General features: G+C 73.1%; 17 protein-coding genes. 10 read left to right on the top strand and 7 right to left on the bottom strand.

The features are described 5' to 3' along the window. Positions 1-166: 166 nt before the first annotated feature. From JGS22_RS23930 to JGS22_RS23915, 4 genes are all read left to right on the top strand, one after another. Positions 167-1,831 (top strand): molybdopterin-dependent oxidoreductase, encoded by a 1,665-nt coding sequence (locus JGS22_RS23930; protein ID WP_211040568.1) that lies wholly within the window; start codon positions 167-169, stop codon positions 1,829-1,831. Positions 1,832-1,991: 160 nt separating this feature from the next. Beyond that, positions 1,992-2,663, top strand: a complete 672-nt coding sequence (locus JGS22_RS23925) for a fasciclin domain-containing protein (RefSeq protein ID WP_211040569.1) — start codon at positions 1,992-1,994, stop codon at positions 2,661-2,663. Positions 2,664-2,894: 231 nt separating this feature from the next. Further along, a complete protein-coding gene (locus tag JGS22_RS23920; RefSeq protein ID WP_211040570.1) occupies positions 2,895-3,854 on the top strand; it encodes a LysR family transcriptional regulator in 960 nt (319 codons plus the stop codon). Between the two features lie 115 nt (positions 3,855-3,969). Next, positions 3,970-5,136 (top strand): S1 family peptidase, encoded by a 1,167-nt coding sequence (locus tag JGS22_RS23915; protein ID WP_211040571.1) that lies wholly within the window; start codon positions 3,970-3,972, stop codon positions 5,134-5,136. Between the two features lie 164 nt (positions 5,137-5,300). On the opposite strand, the gene JGS22_RS23910 is transcribed toward JGS22_RS23915, so the two are convergent. Together JGS22_RS23910 and JGS22_RS23905 are read right to left on the bottom strand one after the other, a co-directional pair. After that, entirely contained in the window at positions 5,301-6,365 is a 1,065-nt protein-coding gene (locus tag JGS22_RS23910) for an MBL fold metallo-hydrolase (protein WP_211040572.1), read from the bottom strand. Beyond that, the gene (locus JGS22_RS23905) at positions 6,358-7,524 is read right to left on the bottom strand and encodes an aminotransferase class I/II-fold pyridoxal phosphate-dependent enzyme (protein WP_211040573.1); all 1,167 of its coding nucleotides are present in this window, start codon (positions 7,522-7,524) and stop codon (positions 6,358-6,360) included. The genes JGS22_RS23910 and JGS22_RS23905 overlap by 8 nt, the downstream gene beginning before the upstream one ends. A gap of 141 nt (positions 7,525-7,665) precedes the next feature. Here JGS22_RS23905 and JGS22_RS23900 point away from each other — a divergent pair, with 141 nt between their 5' ends. From JGS22_RS23900 to JGS22_RS23885, 4 genes are all read left to right on the top strand, one after another. Beyond that, positions 7,666-9,156, top strand: a complete 1,491-nt coding sequence (locus tag JGS22_RS23900) for a bifunctional phosphatase PAP2/diacylglycerol kinase family protein (protein WP_211040574.1) — start codon at positions 7,666-7,668, stop codon at positions 9,154-9,156. 97 nt (positions 9,157-9,253) lie between these two features. Then, positions 9,254-9,604 carry a VOC family protein gene (locus JGS22_RS23895; RefSeq protein WP_211040575.1) on the top strand — a complete coding sequence of 117 codons (351 nt, stop codon included), beginning with the start codon at positions 9,254-9,256 and terminating at the stop codon, positions 9,602-9,604. Between the two features lie 8 nt (positions 9,605-9,612). Further along, entirely contained in the window at positions 9,613-10,605 is a 993-nt protein-coding gene (locus JGS22_RS23890) for an aminoglycoside phosphotransferase family protein (protein ID WP_211040576.1), read from the top strand. A gap of 177 nt (positions 10,606-10,782) precedes the next feature. Continuing rightward, positions 10,783-11,199 (top strand): CBS domain-containing protein, encoded by a 417-nt coding sequence (locus tag JGS22_RS23885; protein WP_211040577.1) that lies wholly within the window; start codon positions 10,783-10,785, stop codon positions 11,197-11,199. A 237-nt stretch (positions 11,200-11,436) separates the two neighbouring features. Here the strand turns inward: JGS22_RS23885 and JGS22_RS23880 are convergent, their stop codons facing one another. From JGS22_RS23880 to JGS22_RS23865, 4 genes are all read right to left on the bottom strand, one after another. Continuing rightward, on the bottom strand, positions 11,437-13,533 hold the full coding sequence (locus JGS22_RS23880; RefSeq protein ID WP_211040578.1) for a prolyl oligopeptidase family serine peptidase: 2,097 nt from the start codon (positions 13,531-13,533) through the stop codon (positions 11,437-11,439). Between the two features lie 202 nt (positions 13,534-13,735). Then, on the bottom strand, positions 13,736-15,076 hold the full coding sequence (locus JGS22_RS23875) for a M20/M25/M40 family metallo-hydrolase (protein WP_211040579.1): 1,341 nt from the start codon (positions 15,074-15,076) through the stop codon (positions 13,736-13,738). Further along, positions 15,069-15,899: a M55 family metallopeptidase gene (locus tag JGS22_RS23870; RefSeq protein WP_211040580.1), complete on the bottom strand. Its 831-nt coding sequence runs from the start codon at positions 15,897-15,899 to the stop codon at positions 15,069-15,071. Before JGS22_RS23870 ends, JGS22_RS23875 begins: the two co-directional genes overlap by 8 nt. Positions 15,900-15,990: 91 nt before the next feature. After that, positions 15,991-16,443 carry an SRPBCC family protein gene (locus JGS22_RS23865; RefSeq protein ID WP_211040581.1) on the bottom strand — a complete coding sequence of 151 codons (453 nt, stop codon included), beginning with the start codon at positions 16,441-16,443 and terminating at the stop codon, positions 15,991-15,993. Between the two features lie 171 nt (positions 16,444-16,614). Between JGS22_RS23865 and JGS22_RS23860 the strand changes: the two genes are divergently transcribed. Continuing rightward, positions 16,615-17,679, top strand: coding sequence for an Rv2578c family radical SAM protein (locus JGS22_RS23860; protein ID WP_211040582.1), 1,065 nt, complete (start codon positions 16,615-16,617; stop codon positions 17,677-17,679). Between the two features lie 21 nt (positions 17,680-17,700). Then, entirely contained in the window at positions 17,701-18,189 is a 489-nt protein-coding gene (locus JGS22_RS23855; RefSeq protein ID WP_211040583.1) for a GNAT family N-acetyltransferase, read from the top strand. Positions 18,190-18,336: 147 nt separating this feature from the next. Here JGS22_RS23855 and JGS22_RS23850 read toward each other — a convergent pair whose 3' ends face one another. Beyond that, complete coding sequence (locus JGS22_RS23850; RefSeq protein WP_211040588.1) at positions 18,337-18,981, bottom strand: HEAT repeat domain-containing protein; 645 nt, start codon at positions 18,979-18,981, stop codon at positions 18,337-18,339. Positions 18,982-19,042: the final 61 nt, after the last annotated feature.

Below are 19,042 nucleotides of genomic sequence, written 5' to 3'. Positions count from 1 at the left end.
TTCGGTGCGCGGGGGAGCGCGGGGTGCGCGCTCTCGCGACGCGCCTGTCGCGGATGATTCGGTGCCGAGGGCGGAACGGATTGGTCCGGCGGCACGAAAGCCGAGCTCGGAGCCGATTTTTCATTTGTTTGAGTGAACGACCAATCCGCCTCCGCAGCAGCGCCGAATGCGGGGTGTGACGGGAAACAGAGCACGGAAAGCGACACGCAACGCACTCGCCGCGTTCAGCGGAGTGCTGGCGGCCCTGGCCGCGCTCGCCTTCGCCGAGCTCGCTTCCGCCGCGGTGCGACCGGAGGCCTCTCCGGTCACCGCGGTCGGCTCGGCAGCGATCGACCAGGCACCGACTCCGGTCAAGGACTGGGCGATTCGCACCTTCGGGGAGGACGACAAGCTGGTTCTCCAGCTCGGCATCGTCGCCGTACTCACGGTGTTCGCGCTGGTTGCGGGCGTACTGGCGCTGCGGTTCCGCTGGTTGGGCACCGGCGGGGTGCTGGTGTTCGGGGTGGTGGGCGCGGGAGCCGCACTCACCAGGCCGGACGGCGGAACGGCGGACGCGCTGCCTTCGCTGGCCGGCGCTCTGGTCGGAGCGGTGGCGCTCCATCTGCTGATCGAAGCCCTTCGCCGCGCCCCCTGGCTCGCCCCGGACGAACACCGCACGCCGCACGACGACGTGGGGTCCGACCTCCCCGACGCCGACACCGCTCCCCCCGGCGGCACGCCCCGTGACCGGAACGGAACGGCTTTCGACCGGCGCGGATTCGTTGCGGTGGCAACAGCGACGGCCGCCGTGTCGGCGGGCGCGGGCCTGCTCGGCAGGCATCTCAACGCCAACACGGGCGCCGAGGCCGCGGCCTCGCGGGAGGCGGTACGGCTGCCCGCGCCCCGTTCGGCCGCTCCGGCAATCCCGCGCGGCGCCGAGCTGGCGGTGCGCGGCGTGGCGCCCTTCACCACCCCCAACCGCGACTTCTACCGCGTCGACACCGCGCTGGTGGTGCCGAAGGTCAACGCCGACACCTGGCGCCTTCGCATTCACGGCCAGGGCGTGCGGCGGGAGTTGGAGCTGGACTTCCGAGACCTGCTCGAACGCGATCTGGTCGAGCGCGACATCACGATGTGCTGTGTCTCCAACCAGGTCGGCGGACCGTATGTGAGCAGCGCCCGATGGCTGGGCGTGCCGCTGGCCGAGCTGCTGCGCGAGGCAGGCGTGCGTCCCCCCTCCAAGGGCGGGCCGGCCGACCAGCTGGTCTCCAGGTCCGTGGACGGGATGACGATCGGCACTCCGGTGGAGACCGTGATGGACGGCCGGGACGCGATGCTCGCGGTCGGCATGAACGGCGAACCGCTCCCGTTCGTCAACGGCTTCCCGGTGCGGATGCTCGTTCCCGGCCTGTACGGCTACGTCTCGGCCTGCAAGTGGCTGGAGGAGCTGGAGCTCACCACCTTCGAGGACACGGACGTGTACTGGGTCAAGCGGGACTGGGCGCAGCGGGCGCCGGTCAAGACCCAGTCCCGCATCGACGTGCCCGAGCCGCTTGCCTCCCTCAAGCCCGGCACGGTACGGGTGGCCGGTGTCGCCTGGGCACAGCACCGCGGTATCGACCGGGTCGAGGTGCGGGTCGACGAGGGTCCCTGGCAGGAGGCCGGGCTCGCGGCCGAGCACACCAAGGACACCTGGCGGCAATGGGTCTTCGAGTGGCCCGCCCGCCCGGGACGTCACCGGTTGGAGGTCCGCGCCACCGACGGCAACGGCGAACTCCAGACCGGTGAGCGCGTCGGGACCGTCCCCGACGGCGCGACCGGCCGGCATTCGGTGGTGGTCAACGTGGACTGACCCGCCGGCCGTACGTCCCGCCCGCCACGCGGACGCAGGACCGGCCGGACCCGCCCACCCCGGCGGGAGACCGACCCGGTGGCCCACACCCCCGTGGTGCACCGACTCCCCTGTAAGAGAGCTCCGTTCGGAGCCTCGCCACACCTCGCAACCCCTGGAGATGAATCAGATGAACGCCCGTATCCGTCGCAGCACCATCGCCGCCGTCGCCGCCCTCGTTCTGCCCTTCTCGGTCATGGCCTGCGGCAGCGACGACAGCGACAGCAGCAGCGACGACAGCACCGCGGCAGGCGAGGAGACGCCGGGCCAGGACGACAGCGACAAGTCCGAGGAGGGCGACGAGAAGGAGACCGCGTCCGAGCCCTTCGGCCCGGGCTGCGAGGCCGTCCCGGAGAGCGGTGACGGCAGCTTCGACGGCATGGCCAAGGACCCGGTGGCGACCGCCGCCGGCAACAACCCCGCGCTCTCCACCCTGGTGAAGGCCGTCGGTGCCGCGGACCTGGGCGACACGCTCAACTCGGCCGAGGACATCACGGTGTTCGCGCCCACCAACGACGCCTTCGACAAGATCCCGAAGGCCGACCTGGACGCCCTCCTCAAGGACAAGGACGCCCTGAGCAAGGTCCTCACCCACCACGTCGTCGACGAGCGCCTGGCGCCGAAGGACCTGGAGGACGGTGAGTACGCGACGCTGGCCAAGGAGAAGCTGACGGTCGCCGGTTCTGGCGAGAAGTACGAGGTCAACGACGACTCGAAGGTCGTCTGCGGCAACGTCCAGACCTCCAACGCCACCGTCTACATCGTCGACACCGTGCTGATGCCGGCCAAGTGACGCACCCCGCCCGCCTCTTCGGCGGGCGGTGAGGACCTTCCGGTCGGGCCCGCGCGGTCCGGGCCCGACCGGAAGCGGAATCCGCCGGGGGCGGGGCCGCCGTCAAGCCTCGGTGGCCCCGCCCCTGGTGGGCTGTGACGGGACGCCGCGGACACCGCTTCCGAAGAGTGCGGGTATGAGCGGAAACGGAAGCTCTTGCCGTACCCCACCGGTGGCCATAACTTCACCCCCATGGAACTCGAGCTGCGGCATCTGAAGGTCATTCGGGCGATCGGTCAGGAAGGCAGCCTGACCAGGGCAGCCACCACTCTCGGGCTGGCGCAGTCGGCGCTCAGCGGCCAGCTGAAGCGCATCGAACGCACCCTGGGCGGGCCGCTGTTCGAACGCGACCGCGCCGGCGCACGTCCCACCCCGCTCGGCGAGCTGGTTCTCACCAGAGCCAGAGTCCTGGTCCCCGCCATGCGTCAACTCCAGGACGACGCACGAAGATTCGCCAGCTCCTGGCAGGACTCGCCGCGCTTCCGGGTCGGAAGTTCACACGGGCCGCTGTTGGGAGCGCTGATCGACCGCATCTCCATGACCCACCCGGAAGCGCTGCTGTCGACGCACACCTCCTGGTCCACCACCGAGCTGTGCGAACTGCTGGTCGATGGCCGACTGGACTTCGTGCTGACCGGCGTCTGCGGGCAGAGCGCTCCCCCGCGCTCGGACGCCCTGGACTGGCGCACGGTGGGCCGCGATCCGGTCTTCGTGATGCTCGGCGAGGACCATCCGCTCGCCGTGGAACCGCAGTTGGAGCTGAGCAAGCTGGCCGAGCAGCGGTGGGCGAAGGCCCCCGGCGAAGGCTGCTTCCGGGACTGCTTCACCGCCGCGTGCGCCCGTGCGGGCTTCACCCCGATCTCCTTCTTCGAGACCGACGCCTCGGCCTGCGTCGAACTCGTCCAGCTCGGCAGGGCGGTGGGCCTGTGCCGCGCCACCTTCCCGCCCACTCCCGGCGTGGTGACGGTCCCGCTCGCCGGTACGCCGCTGAGCTGGCGCCACATCATCGGGTACGACCCGGAGTCGACCGCCGCGGGCACCGCCGCCTCCGTACTGCTGCACGCCCGCCAGGCGCACTCCGAAGCCGCCCGCCGCAACCCCCGCTACGTGGACTGGCTCGCCACCAACGAGCTGTTCGGTACTGCTCGCTGACAGTCCGATATGCGGTTACATCACACGGCAAGAGGGCCACTCTGACAGGTACACGTCGCGCAATCGACTGGCTACTTTGTGACCGACCCCACATAGAGCAGCGAGGAGAACCCCCATGCTCCGTAGCAGACGTACCGCGATCGCCGCCGCCGCCGTCGCGGTTGCGGCACTCGGCGTCACCACCCTGCCCAGCGTCGCCGGCGCGCAGCAGGCCACCCCCGACAGGACCGCCGCGGTCGAGAAGGCGACCGAGGGCGTCAGCTCCGGCCTGCTGAAGGCCATGGAGCGCGACCTCGGCCTCACCGCCGACCAGGCCAAGGTCCGCATCACCAACGAGGCCGAGGCGCTCAAGCTCGAGCCGACCGTGCGCAAGGACCTGGGTGCCGCGTTCGCCGGCTCCTGGGTGACGCAGAAGAGCGCCGACCTCGTCGTCGCCACCACCGACAAGTCGCAGCTGGCCTCGATCGAGAAAGCGGGCGCCACCGCCAAGCTGGTCGACCACAACGTCAAGTCCCTCGAGAAGGCGCTCAAGAAGCTCGACACGGCCGCCGAGAAGTCGGCCGGCACGGTCGCGCCGGTGCGCTACCTCGACGTGAAGACCAACAAGGTCGTCGTCCTGTCCGCGAAGCCGGCCGAGGCGAAGAAGCTCGTCGCGGCCAGCGGCGTGGACGCCGGCTCCGTGCAGGTCGTCAAGTCCGACGAGGCACCGCAGCCGATGTACAACCTGGTGGGCGGCGACGCCTACTACATGGGCGGCGGCCGCTGCTCGGTCGGCTTCTCCGTGCGCCAGGGCAGCACCCCCGGCTTCGCCACCGCCGGCCACTGCGGCACGGTCGGCACCTCCACCTCCGGCTACAACCAGGTCTCCCAGGGCACCTTCCGGGGATCGGTCTTCCCGGGCAGTGACCGCGCCTGGGTCGCGGTGAACAGCAACTGGACCCCGACCCCCACGGTCAACGGCTCCGGTTCGCGGGTCGCCGGCTCCCAGCAGGCCCCGGTCGGCTCCAGCATCTGCCGCTCGGGTTCCACCACCGGCTGGCACTGCGGCACGATCCAGCAGCACGGCACCAGCGTGACCTACCCGCAGGGCACCATCAGCGGTGTCACCCGCACCTCGGTCTGCGCCGAGCCCGGTGACTCCGGCGGCTCCTACATCTCCGGTTCCCAGGCCCAGGGTGTGACCTCCGGCGGCTCCGGCAACTGCAGCTCCGGTGGAACCACCTACCACCAGCCCATCAACCCGATCCTCAGCGCCTGGAACCTGACCCTGGTCACCGGCTGACGATCGTCCCGCTGAGGGAGCCCCGGCACCGCCGGGAGAGCAGTACCGAGCACGGCTCGCAGCGCTGAGCACCACAGCGCACCGCGGCCCGCCGGATCACCCGATCCGGCGGGCCGTCGGCGTGTGCGGACGCGCGCGCGTCCGCGCCGCCGTGCGACCGGCAGCTACGCCGGGGGGCGGTCCATCGTGCGGGAGCCGCCGACCGGGAGGTTCCACAGGTCCTCCGCGCGGTTGCCGGCGGCGGCCCAGGCCCGCAGCAGCCGCTCGCCCGGCTCCAGCGGCGGTTCGCCGGAGAGCAGGAAGGTCGCCCAGTGCATCGGCGCCATGCACCGCGCACCGAGGTCGGCGTGGGCCCGTACCGCCTCCTCGGGGTCGGTGTGCACCGGACGCAGCATCCAGGACGGGTCGTACGCCCCGATCGGCAGAAGCGCCAGATCGATGCCCGGGCAGCGGCGGCCGATCTCGGTGAACCAGTGCCCGTAGCCGGTGTCTCCGGCGAAGTAGAGCCGGTGGCCGCCCTCGCGGCTGAGCACCCAACCGCCCCACAGCGAACGGCAGGTGTCGGTGAGAGTGCGCCGGGACCAGTGGTGGGAGGGGACGAAGTCGAAGCGGACGACGCCGCCCTCGGGCGAGGCCAGCTCCACCGCCTCCCACCAGTCCAGCTCGGTGACGTCGGTGAACTTCCGCCTGCGGCACCAGCCGGCCAGCCCCGCGGGCACGAACAGCGGTGTGCTGCGCGGCAGTCGGGCCAGCGTGGGGGCGTCCAGATGGTCGTAGTGATTGTGCGAGATCACCACGGCATCGACCGGCGGCAGCGCCTCCCAGTCCACTCCGACCGGTGTCACCCGCTCCGGGGTGCCCATGATCTTGCGGGACCAGACCGGGTCGGTGAGCACCGTCAGCCCGCCGATCCGGACCACCCAGCTCGCGTGCCCCGCCCAGGTGACCGAGAGCCGACCGGTCGCCGGCTCGGGCAACGGCCCCGGAGCGTACGGGAGTCGGTCCAGCTGCGCGCGAGCGCTCTCGGAGGGCCGCAGCGAGCCGGTACGGGCGGCCCTGAGCAGGGTGCGGAAACCGGGCAGCGGGCTGGTGAGCCGGTCGGAGAAGCTGCGCGGCCAGTCGCGGCGCTCTCCCCTGCGACGTGCCGCGGAAAGCTCCGGAGCGGTGAACTCCTCGCCACCGCCAGGCAGTTCGTCCCCAGAACCGGCCTGCTCGGTCTGCTCAGTCATCGCTGTCCCTCATTCCCTGCGGGGTCCCGGTCAGTGCGGTGAGCAGGCGCCGCAGCCGCCGCGACGCCCGTGGTTCCCGTGCCGCCCGGCCCGCCGCCGCTTCCGGATCCCGGGCCACCGCCCGGTCCGGGAAGGGCTGCGCGGGGGCGAGCAGATGTGTGTCGAAGCGCGCCCGCAGGTCTTGGGGCGGCTCGCCGAAGCGGTGTCCGCCGCGCACCCACGTTCCGCCGAGCGCAAGCGTCAACTCGGCTTCCAGGGACGCCGATCCCGTCACCCCGCGGCACCGCAGCTCCGGCCCGAACCGCGACAGGTCCGCGTAGAGCGCACCGCCCAGTCGCGGCGGGCGGCACACCGCGCCGGCCTCCACCAGCGCCCGGTGGAGCGTCGCACCGTACGCCCCGCGGGCCCGTACCCGTGCGCGGTGCTCGGTGCGCAGCGCCTCCGGCTCCTCCAGCGCCACCGCCACCGGGCCCCGCGCCTCCTCGGCGAGGCCGACGCCGAGGTCGAGCAGCACCCGCTCCACCGCGCGGGCCAGCTCCGCCCCGCGCCGGGTGTGCGGGAACCTGGCCGCCGCGGCGGGCGGTCCGTCGGGCAGCAGCGCCTGCCGCAGGTCCACCAGTACGACGGCGGTGCCCGCCACCGGCAGTCCTCCCGGCACTTCCAGCATCTCCGCCGGCGAGACGATCACCGTCTCGTGCGGATCGAAGGAGGTGTCCCGTCCGCTCTCGTCACTGATGATCAACATCCCCTGGGAGGCCGCTGCTTCGCACACCTCGTGCAGCAGCTCGGGCGGGGCGCAGGTGCCGGTCGGATCGTCCGCGACCGAGAGCACCAGCACCCGGGGGTCGGCGCCGGCGGCCCGTGCCCTGCGCACCGTCTCCAGCAGCGCGAAGGGGTCCGGCACACCCCCGCACTCGGCGGGCACCGGCACATGGTGGACGGGACGTCCCAGCAGCCTCGCCTGCGGCTCGTACCACTCGGCGCAGGGCCGGGAGAGCACGACCGCACCCGGCCCCGCGGCGGCCAGCAGCGCCAGAAGCAGCACCGGGCCGCCGGGAGCGAGCAGGACCCGCCCGGGCTCGGTGTGCAGGCCGCGCCGCTGCCAGTAGCCGGCTGCGGCAGCCGTCGGGGCGCCGGCCGCGACCTCGCCTCCCGCCATACCCACCTCCGCTCGCCGGGCGCCCGCGCTCGGGCGGGAGCAGCACCGCGTTCCACACTCGCAGAACCCGCGTCCGGCCGCCGCTCAGCGGGGCGCGGACCGCCACGGGTGGATAACGCGGGGCAGGGTAGCGTTCCCGGGGTGACGAGCAGAGTGAGCAGGGTCGACAACGTACTGTTCCGGAAGGTCGCCGGTGGCAGGCTGCCCGGGGCCGACCGGGTGCTGCCGCGGCTGAGCCGCAGCGCCAACCACGGCCTGCTGTGGTTCGGTACCGCTGCGGCGATCGCCACCCTCGGCGGCGACCGGGGCACGGCCAGGCGCGCCGCGCTGCGCGGCACCGCCTCGCTGGCCCTGGCCTCGCTGGTGACCAACACGCTCGCCAAGCGCACCGTCCGGCGCGACCGCCCGCTGCTCAACCCGGTGCCCTCGATCCGCCACCTCAAGCGGCAGCCGCGCACCACCTCCTTCCCCTCCGGACACGCCGCCTCGGCCGCTGCGTTCGCCACCGGGGTGGCGATGGAGTCCCCGGGCCTGGGCGCGGTGGTGGCCCCGGTGGCCGCGGCAGTGGCGTTCTCCCGCGTCTACACAGGGGTGCACTACCCCACCGACGTGGCCGCCGGCATCGCCATCGGCGCGGGCGCCGCACTGCTCGTACGCCGGCTGCTGCCGTCCAGGCAGCTGGTCCCGCCGCCGGTGCGCGCCTCGGTGCGCGCCCCGCGGCTGCCGGACGGCGCGGGCCTGGTCGTCGTCGCCAACTCCGGCTCCGGCCCGACGGACGATCCGCCGGAGGAGGTCATAGGCGCGGCGCTGCCCGAGGCGGAGGTCATGATCTTCGGCCGGGACGGCGACGAGGACCTGCCCGCCGTGCTGTCCAGGGCAGCCAAGCGTGCGACCCAACTCGGCGGCGCGCTGGGGGTGTTCGGCGGTGACGGCACCGTCGGCGCCGCGGCCGGCGCGGCGCTGGAGGAGGGGTTGCCGCTGGCCGTGCTGCCCGGGGGCACCCTGAACCACTTCGCCCACGACCTGGGAATCTCCGAGGTCGACGAACTGCGCGAGGCGCTCGCGGCCGGCGAGGCGGTCGAGGTGGACCTCGCCCGCTTCGGCGAGCACGGCACCTTCGTCAACACCTTCGCCCTCGGCGTCTATCCCGAGCTGGTGCGCGTGCGGGAGCGCTGGTCGCCCAGGATCGGCAGCTGGCCCGCCGGGGTGGTGGCCGCCTGGCAGGTGCTGCGCGAGTACGCGCCGGCCGAGGTGCACATCAACGGCTCCCGGCACCGCGTGTGGCTGCTCTTCGCCGGCAACTGCCGCTACGACGGTCTCGGTCTCGCCCCGCAGAACCGCTCCAACCTCGCCGACGGCCTGCTGGACGTACGGGTCGCCTACGCCGACCACTGGGCCCGCACCCGTCTGCTGGCGGGCGCCCTCGCCGGGACCCTCCAGAGCTCGCCGGTGCACGGCGCCGCTCTGCTGCGCCGGTTGCGCATCGACTGGATCGAGCCGGGCACCCAGCTGGCGCACGACGGCGAGGTCACCGACGCGCCCCGGGCCCTGACGCTCTCGAAGGCCGCGGGCGGGCTGACCGTGTACTGCCCGCAGACCGCCCCCGACCTCACCGGCCCCGTCGCGATCTGACGCGGGCCGGCCCCGCCGGGGCGCACCGCCCGGCCCGCCCCGGACCACACCGGCACCAGCACCGCCTCACCCGCCGAAGAACGACGGAGGAAGACACATGCGCATTCTGGGAACGTCCCTGCGGATCTGCGTCGACGATCTGGAGGCCGCCGTACCCGTCTACGAGCGCCTGGCGGGAACGCCGGCGGCGCACTTCGAGCTCGGGGCGGTGAGCGTCGCGGCGGTCGGGCCGTTCCTGGTGATGAGCGGGCCGCCCGACGAGCTGGACATCCTGCGGCGGATCAGCGCGACCCTGTCGGTGGACGACGTCATGGCGGCGGCCGAGGCGCTGCGGGAAGTGGGTGCGGACATCCTGGTGGGTCCGCGCCAGACCTCGGCCGGACGCAGCCTGGTCGCCCGCCTCCCCGACGGCACCATCTTCGAGTACGTCGACCAGCCGGACGACTGAGGACGGCCGTGCCCGCGCACCCGCCGGACGATCCGCCCACACCGCCGGACGAAACCGCACCGCCGAACCGGCTCGCAGCGCCGACGCCGGCGGTCGTGCGCAACCTCGGCGGCGATCCGGACGGGGCGGCCTGGCTCCGCCGACTCCCGCGGCTCGTCGAGGAGTTCACCGCCCGCTGGGACCTGCGCGCCGGCCCGCCGTACCCCGGCGGCAGCTGCTCCTGGGCCGCACCTGTTCGGCGCGCCGACGGTACGCCCGCCGTGCTCAAGCTGAGTTGGCCGCACCCCGAGGCGGCCTGCGAGGCGGCGGCGCTGCGCCGCTGGGCGGCCGAGGAGAATCCGGCGGCCGTACGCCCGTACGCCTGGGACGAAGAGCGGTACGCGCTGCTGCTCGAACGCTGCGAGCCCGGCACGAACCTGCTGTCCTCCGAACCGTCCACCACCCCCGTCGAGCGCCTGACCGCGGGCCTGGATCTGCTGCGGGAGCTCTGGACGGCTCTGCGGGAACTCCCCGGACCCGACGCCGCGCCACCGGAGTTGGCCGAGGTGTGCGCCGGCTGGGCTGACTCGGTCGAGGAGCGCTTCGCACGCATGGGCGGGGTGCTGGGAGCGGACCCCGGGCCGGTACGCCGCGGGGCGGCGCTGCTGCGGGAACTGCCGCGCCGGGCTCCGGACAGGGTGCTGCTGCACGGGGACTTCAACCCGGGGATCGTACTCGCCGCACGGCGCCGCTCCCTCCTGGCCATCGATCCCAAGCCGATGGTGGGCGATCCGGCGTACGACCCGTGGCCGCTGCTCGACCAGCTGCCCGCCCGACTCCCCCTGCGCGCGAGGCTGTTGCTCGCCCAGGAGCGCACCGCGCAGCCGGCGGGGCGGCTCGCCGCCTGGGGCCTCGCCCGAACCGTCGAGTGCGCGCTGTGGGCGGCGCACCGGGGCGCTGCGGCGGACGCCCGCGCCGCACTTGACGGCACCGCCGAACTCGCCGACCTGGCGCAGGCCTGACCCGCTGCGAGCCCCGCTGCGGCCCGCCACGTCGCAGCCGCACACGTACGGGTCGCACAGATCCCCGCCCCGCCACGTCCCTGCCGGGCGCACGTCCGCGGTTGCTGCCGCACTCACCCGGACGGACCATGGGAGACGCGCCGCAACTGTCGTCGGCGGCGCGATCCGGAGGTACTCATGGCCACGGCCGAAGACATCATGCACCCCGGTGTGCAGTGGATTCCCACACACGAGACGCTTGACCGCGCCGCTCAGCTGATGCGTGAGCTGGACGTGGGGGCGCTGCCCGTCAGCGACCAGAACGAGCGGATGTGCGGCATCATCACCGACCGCGACATCGTCGTGGAGTGCGTCGCGCAGGGTCTCGACCCCTCGAGGATCACCTGCGGTGACCTCTCGCTCGGCACCCCGCGCTGGGTCGGCTCGGACGCGGACGTCGGTGAGGTGCTGGAAGAGATGCAGGACCACCAGATCAGGCGGCTGCCCGTCATCAAGGACAAGCGCCTGGTCGGCATGATCAGCGAGGCCGACCTCGCACAGCATCTCTCCGAGGAGCAGATCGCGGCCTTCGTGGAACGCGTCTACGCTCACTGACAGCAGGCCGGGCCCGTCCGCCCCAGGAGGGTCCCGCCCACTGCCGGCACCGCCGAGCGTGCGGCGACCGCCGCACCCAGGACCGGGGCACTCGTGCCCCGCCCGGGCCCGCCGACCGCATCGCGAACGATATGACACCGGTCGGCGGGCCCACTCCTGTCCACGTTCGACTCGTGCACCGGTCTTTTCGGCCCAGCCGGCAGCCGAGCGCGGAGCAAGCGGTCGACCCCGCGCTCCTCAGCGCCCTTCAGCGCTCCCGTCACCCTCGGTGCTCCCGCCGGCGGCCCCCCGCGGGCCGTCCGCACTTCGCGGGCCGTCCGCGAAAACCCGCTGGTAGAGGGCGAGTTCCTCCTCCACCGCGCGGATGATCGTCTCGGCCCGGCGGAATCCGTGCCCCTCGCCCTCGAAGGCGAGATAGGTGTACGGGACCCGCTCCCCGATCTCGGCGAGGAAGCGGTCGCACTGCTCGGACGGGCAGATCACGTCGTCGAGCCCCTGGAGCAGCAGGAACGGGACGGACACCCGGTCGGCGAGCAGCACCGGCGAGCGTTCCCGGTACCGGTCGGGCACCTCCTCGAGCCGTCCGATCAGGGACTCGGTGTAACGGGACTCGAAGTCGTGGGTCTCCCCGTCGGCCCAGGCCGCCGGGTCCAGGATGGGGTAGCTGATCGCCGCGGTCGCGTACAGGCCCTCCACGGAGGGCGCGACCAGCGAGGAGGCGGACGTCCAGCCGCCCGCGCTGCCACCCCGCACGGCCAGCCGCGTGCCGTCGGCGGTGCCCTCCCGGGCCAGCTCGCGGGCGACGGTGGCGCAGTCCTCGACGTCCACCACTCCCCACTGCTCACGCAGCCGGTTGCGGTAGACGCGCCCGTGGCCGGTGGAGCCGCCGTAGTTGACCTCGGCTACCCCGATACCGCGCGAGGTGAAGTAGGCGAGCTCCAGATCGAGTACGAGCGGCGCCCGGCCGGTGGGCCCGCCGTGCGCCCAGATGACGTACGGCGGCGCCTGGTCCTGCGGGCCGCGGTGGTCGGGGTGGTGCGGCGGATAGACGTGGGCGTGCACGGGACGGCCGTCCGGGCCGGTGAAGGTGCGCCGCTCGGGCCGCGGGTAGAACGCGGGGTCGACGGCGTCGGTGTGGTGCGCGGCCAGCACGCTCAAGTGCCCGGTGCAGGTGTCGAGTTCAACGATCTCGTAGGCGCTGTGGGGGCCGGCCGCGATTCCCGCCACCCGGCTGCCGCGCACCGCGAGCGCGGCGCTCCACTCGCTCCACGGCCCCGGTGCGTCGGCCAGTTCGCCGGACTCGGTGTCCAGTATCGCCAGTTGCGCACTGCCTCGGCCGTGCAGTACGGCCACGAGTCCGTTCTCCAGCGGCGCGAACCAGCGGTGGCCGAGCTTCCAGAGCGCGTCGGCGAACTCCTCCTCCCGCGGGCAGAGGTTGACCGGTGTGCCGCCACCGGGGTCGACCCGGTGCAGGTTCCACCAGCCGGTCCGGTCCGTGGCGGCCAGCAGGCTCCCGTCGGCGGCCCAGTCGGCCTGTACGACGGACTCCTGCGGTCCGCCCAGCACGGTGCGCGCCGCTTCCAACCGGCCGTCGGCGGTGACCTCGGCCAGACGCAGTTCGGTGCCGTCCCACGGCATCGCCGGATGGTCCCAGACCAGCCAGGCCAGCTGCCGCCCGTCGGGCGAGAGCCGGGGGCCGGTGAGGAAGTCGTGGGCGTCGTCGGTGAGTTCGCGCAGCGCACCGCGGTCCTCGGCCGCCGAGCCGTCCAGCGGCACCGCCACCAGCACGCGGCGCACCTCGGTCGGCCCCTCCCCGGTGAACTCCTCCAGCACGCACCAGACTTCGCCCCGGTCGGGCAGCACCAGCGGGTCGACGAACCGCAGCCCGCCGCCCACTGTGCCCAGCGGCGTCAACGGCACCGGCTCGCCCCCGCCGGGAGCGCTCGCCGCGTCAACAGCGCTCGCCGCGTCGGGGGCGCTCGCCGTGTCGGGAGTGAGGACGTAGAGCCGCTGGTCGGCGAAGTGGGAGAAGACCACCAACGGCCCGCCCCTCTCGCGCGGGGCGCCGGCGAAGGGCTGGCCGCCGTACTCGATGACCCGGCTGCGCACGTTCCAGGGGGCCGGCAGCACGGACTCGGCGACGGGCGCACCGGTGCCGTCGCCCGGGCGCAGCCTCATCAGTGTCCGCCGTCCGCCCTCGGCCGGCCGGGGTGCGGTCCACCAGAGCTCGTCGCCGATCGCGGTCAGGAATTCCGGTCGTCCGTCGTGCGCCGCGACCAGTCCGGCGTCGATCGGCGAGGGCCAACTGCCGTACGGAGCCTCGTGGTTCACCATCGGGTGGGCCTCCTGGGGTCAGCCCACATCCTGCTGTGGGCAGTCGGGGGTACCGGGTCGGCGGAACGCCGGGTGCGCTGTGCCCGCGGCCGGCTGTGCGGAACGGGCGGAACGGGCGGAACGGGCGTTGGCCGCATGAGCGGCGCGGGGCGGCTCGGTGGCCTGCCGCCGCGCCGACGGGGTGCGCGGCGCGGCGGCGGGGTCACAGGCCCAGTACGGCGCGGTCCAGGGTGCGGACGCCGAAGTGCAGGGCGTCCACCGGGACCCGCTCGTCCACGCCGTGGAACATCGCGGCGTAGTCGTACCCCGGCGGCAGTCGCAGCGGCGAGTAGCCGTAGCCCTCGATGCCGAGCTGGGAGAACTGCTTGGCGTCCGTGCCGCCCGACATGCAGTACGGGATCACATGGGCGTCCGGGTCGTGGTGCTCCAGCGCCTCGCGCAGCACCGCGTACGTGCGCGAGTCGACAGGGGCCTGGAGCGGCTGCTCGCGGTGGTAGAAGGACCAGTCCACGTCGGGACCGGTCAGCTCCTCGATGGTCGCCTCGAACTCCGCCTCGGTGCCGGACAGCATCCGTCCGTCGATGCCCGCGGTGGCGACGCCCGGGATCACGTTCATCTTGTAACCGGCGTCCAGCATCGTGGGGTTGGTGCTGTTGCGCACGGTCGACTCGACGACGGCGCGGGCGGGGCCGATCGCGTCGAGGAAGGCGTCGACGTCCCAGTCCGGGTCGTCCAGGCGGGGCTCGGGCAGGCCCCGCACCCGCGCCAGCTCCAGCAGCGCGGCGCGCACGGTCGCGGTCAGGCGCAGCGGCCAGGGGTACGCGTCGATCCGGTGCACGGCGGCGGCGAGGCGGCCGACGGCGTTCTCTTCGTTGACCTTCGAGCCGTGGCCGGCCCGGCCCCTCGCGGTCAGCGTCATCCAGGCCGTACCGCGCTCGCCGGCGCCGACCGGGTAGAGCCGGGTGCCGTCGCCGGTGTGGAAGGTGAACGCGCCGGATTCGCTGAGCCCTTCGGTGCACCCCTCGAACAGCTCGGCGTGCTGGTCGGCGAGGAAGCCGGAACCGAACTCGGCGCTGTCCTCCTCGTCCGCGGTGAACGCCAGGACCACGTCCCGCCGGGGCCGAACGCCGCTGCGCGCCCAGGAGCGGACCATGGCCAGGATCATCGCGTCCATGTTCTTCATGTCGATGGCGCCCCGGCCCCACACCACCCCGTCCCTGATCTCGCCGGAGAAGGGGTGCACGCTCCACTCGCTCGCGTCGGCCGGGACGACGTCCAGATGGCCGTGGAGGAGCAGCGCGTCGGCGCCGGGGTCGGTGCCCTCGATCCTGGCGACCACGTTGGTCCGCCCGCTGGCCTTCTCCAACAGCTGTGCCCGGATGCCGACTTCGTCGAGCCGGGCGGCCACGTACTCGGCGGCGGGGCGCTCCAGCCCCTCGCCCTTCCCGTGGTTGGTGGTGTCGATCCGGATGAGGTCGCTGGTGTAGGCGACCACCTCCTCCAGCGCCTGCTCGTCGCAGCCGACGGGCCGGTGGTCAGCCATAGGTCTCCTCCACGGCGTTCGAGACGACGGTGGTGACCGCTTTGAAGCAGCGGATGCCCTCGTACATGTTCGGGGAGCGGTAGGCGACGCGGCGCTCGCCGGTCTGCCGCACGCCGGGCACCACCGTGGCGGCGCCCGCCAGGTGCTCGGCGTCGAACTCCATCTCCATCTCGTGCGGCCCGCTGACCGGCTCGGTGCGAACGGCCAGCCGGACGGCGGCCGCAGCCGCGGCGCGGATGTCGGCTGCGGTGCGGGCGGGTGTGCGGCAGACGGCCGCGTAGCGCGAGACGTAGTCCTTGACGGCCACGGTCTCGGCCTCGGGCGCGTAGCCCCGGGAGTCCTCGCAGGCACGGTCGTCACCGGTGACCAGGACGACGGGGACCCCGTACTCGGCGACGACCAGAGAGTTCAGGAGGCCCTCGCTGGCGCGCACCCCGTCGACCCACACCCCGGTCAGGGAGTTGGCGAGGTAGGTGTGGGCGAGCACGCCCTCGTCGCCGGCGCCGGTGTGGTAGCCGATGAAGGCGATGCCGTCCACGTCGCCGTGCTGCACGCCCTCCACCATGGACAGCGCCTTGTGCCGGCCGGTGAGCATCTGGACCCGCTCGTCGAGCTCTTCGAGGAGCAGGTTGCGCATGGTCCAGTGGGCCTCGTTGACCAGCACCTCGTCCGCGCCTCCGGCCAGGAAGCCGAGGGCTGCCGCGTTCACGTCACTGGTGAACATCGAACGGCACCGCTGCCACTGCGGGGTGCCGGGCAGCACGTCGGCAGGCCAGGTGACGCCGGTGGCACCTTCCATGTCCGCGCTGATGAGGATCTTCATACCGGGCAACGTTAGCCGCCGTGCGGTGGGCTGAGAAGCCCGGTCCCGGGCGCGGCCGGGACCGGGTCGAAACGGCCGGTCGGCGGCTCGGTCAGGCGGAGGCCTTCTCCACCTCGGCCGCGAGGTTGGCCAGAAGTTCGTCGTGGATTCGAGCCAGACCCTTGGGCGCGAACGTCCGCTCGAAGAATCCGCCGATGCCGCCCGCGCCGTCCCAGACGGTCTTGACGACGACCCGCGCCCTGCCGGTGCCGGCCGGGCTGACGGTCCAGGTCGTCACCATCGAGGAGTTGCGGTCCTTCTCGACCAGCTGGCCGTCGCGCGGCTCGGTGACCTCCAGCAGGCAGTCGCGCACGCGCTTGCTGGTCGCCTGGAGCTTCCAGTGCACGAGGGTGCCCTCCCCGTCGCCGCCCTCGCGCACCTCGTACTCGCTGTACTGGCCGGGGAGCACCTTGCCTCGGACCTCGCGGTAGTCCGCGAGGGCGTCGAAGACATCGTCGGGGTCGGCGGCGATCTCCCGCTGCGTCGTTGCCTCGACCTGTGCCATGTGGCTCCTCCTGTGCCTCTGAGCGACCCGCCGGCCCTCGGCCTCGACCGGCTCAGCGGTCACGGCGGGATGACGGCAGCCATCCCATCACCCCGAGCCCGGCCGCCCAAATCCGGCTTGACAGCCCGGATGCGAACAGGTGTTCTATTGATAGCGAACCAAGGAGGCAGCATGCGCTGGGACAACCTGCGAAGCGAAGGACCGGAAGCCCTCTTCGGGACGGACCGGGTCACCCGCACGTTCGACACCCCGGAGTTTCGCGGGATCACGTTCCACGAGGTCAGGGCCCGCTCGATCGTGAACCGGGTGCCCGGGGCGTCGAAGGTGCCGTTCGCCTGGACGGTGAACCCGTACCGCGGCTGCAGCCACGCATGCGTCTACTGCTTCGCACGCAAGACCCACAGCTACCTCGACCTCGACACCGGCCTCGGATTCGACTCCCAGATCGTGGTGAAGGTCAACGCCCCCGAGCTGCTGCGCCGCGAGCTCGCCGCCCCGCGCTGGCAGGGCGAGCACATCGCCATGGGCACCAACGTCGACTGCTACCAAAGAGCGGAGGGGAAGTATGCGTTGATGCCCCGCATCCTGACCGCGCTGCGGGACTGCGCGAACCCGTTCTCCATCCTGACCAAGGGCACACTGGTGCTGCGCGATCTGGAGCTGCTGCGCTCGGCGGCGGCCATCACCGAGGTCGGCGTCTCGGTCTCCGTCGGCTTCCTGGACCAGCAGTTGTGGCGCACCGTGGAGCCGGGCACCCCCGCGCCTCAGCGGCGCCTGGACGTCGTGCGCACCCTCGCCGAGCACGGCATACCCTGCGGGGCCCTGATGGCCCCCGTCATACCCTTCCTCGGCGACTCACCGGCCCAACTTCGCGAGACCGTGCGGGCGGTGGCCGCGGCGGGCGCCAGTTCGGTGACCCCGCTGACGCTGCACCTGCGGCCCGGGGCCCGCGAGTGGTTCATGGCCTGGGTGGCGCAGCACCACCCGGGGCTGGTGCGTCACTACGAGGCGCTGTACGCCGGGGGCGCCTACGCACCGACCTGGTACCAGCGGCGCATCACCGGCCAGGTGCACGAGTTGGCCGCCGAGTACGGCCTCGCACCCGCCGCGCCCGGCGTCGCCCGCCGCTCGACCCCGGCGCGCGAGAGCACCGCCGATCGGCCGTCCGAGCGGGTGCCGGTCGGGTGCGAGGCGAGCCCCGAGGAGTCCGCGTACACCCAGATGACGCTGCTGTGAGGGGCGTGCAATGCTGCGTCGATGCAGATCAGAGCAGCGAGCGAGGCCGACTGGCCGTCGATCTGGCCCTTCCTGAGGGAGATCGTGCGGGCCGGCGAGACCTACACCTACGAGCGTGACCTCTCCGAGGAGGACGCCAGGTCGATGTGGATGCTGCCCTCCCCGGGCCGCACGGTCGTCGCGGTCGAGGAGGACGGCACCGTCCTCGGCACCGCCAAGATGAACCCCAACCACATGGGCGGCGCCTCCCACATCGCGAGCGCCAGCTTCATGGTCGACGCCGCGCACGGCGGTCGCGGAACCGGGCGCGCCCTCGGCGAGCATGTGATCGACTGGGCGCGCGAGCAGGGCTACCGGGCGATCCAGTTCAACGCGGTGGTGGAGACCAACTCCCGTGCGGTGGCGCTCTGGCAGTCGCTCGGCTTCGAGATCATGACCACTCTCCCCGAGGGGTTCCGACACCCGACCCAGGGCTTCGTCGGGCTGCACATCATGTACCGCCGGCTCTGAGGCGGCGGTCGCGCAGCCCCCACCGGGACCGGCGGGGGCTGCGGTCGGATCCGGTGGGCGCGCCGACCGCATTCCGCGCCGACCCGCGCTTACGGTTCCGCCCGCCGCGGCCCGGCCACCGGCGCGGCGGGTGCGGGCCGACGGAGGTCAGGGACGGGGCAGTCGGGCGAGCGCGGTCGTGGCCGTCTCCCGCAGCTGCGGGAATCCGGTGGCGGCGGTCAGCACCGGCCGCGCCCTGACGTCCCGCAGCACCCCCAGCCCCTCCACGCACGCCCGGGCGATCGGCCAGTAGTGGCCCGGGCCCGCGAGCAGTCTGCGCAGCGTGGCGACGAGCACGGGCACCGACTCCGGCGCACCCAGCCTCGCCAGCAGCCGTACCGACTCCAGCGCGTAGGCGGTGCGCAACTCGTTGCCCGCCAGTGCGGCGGCGGCGCGGGCGGTACGGGGGTCGCCCAGCCGCGCCAGCGCCTCGGCGGCGGCCGAAGCCCGTACCGGCTCCCGGTAGTTGAGCAGGAAGACCAGGGTCTCGAAGGCCCGGCGGTCGCCGGCGCCGGCCAGCGCGCAGGCGGCCACCTCCTGCGCCCACACCGGGTGCCCCTGCTCGGTCAGCACCCGCGCCAGCGCGTCCCTGGCCGGCTTCGCGGTACGCGGTTCCCTGGCCGCGGCCCGTACGGACCAGGTCGCCAGCCGCTCGTAGGCCCGCGGCCCCGAGCGCTCCGGGTCGCCGGTGGCCGCACCCCGCGAGGCCTCGGCACGGGCGCGGTGCAGCAGTGCGCTGAGCCAGTCGTCCATGCCCTCGCGTCCCCCCTCGGGTTCGACGGGCGGCGAGGACCGTCGGTCCGTCATGCCCGTG

This window comes from Streptomyces tardus (genome assembly GCF_018101125.2).
GTDB classification, from domain to species: Bacteria; Actinomycetota; Actinomycetes; order Streptomycetales; family Streptomycetaceae; genus Streptomyces; species Streptomyces tardus.
The sequence above is the reverse complement of the archived record's forward strand: the minus strand, read 5'-3'. Positions and strand labels throughout refer to the sequence as shown.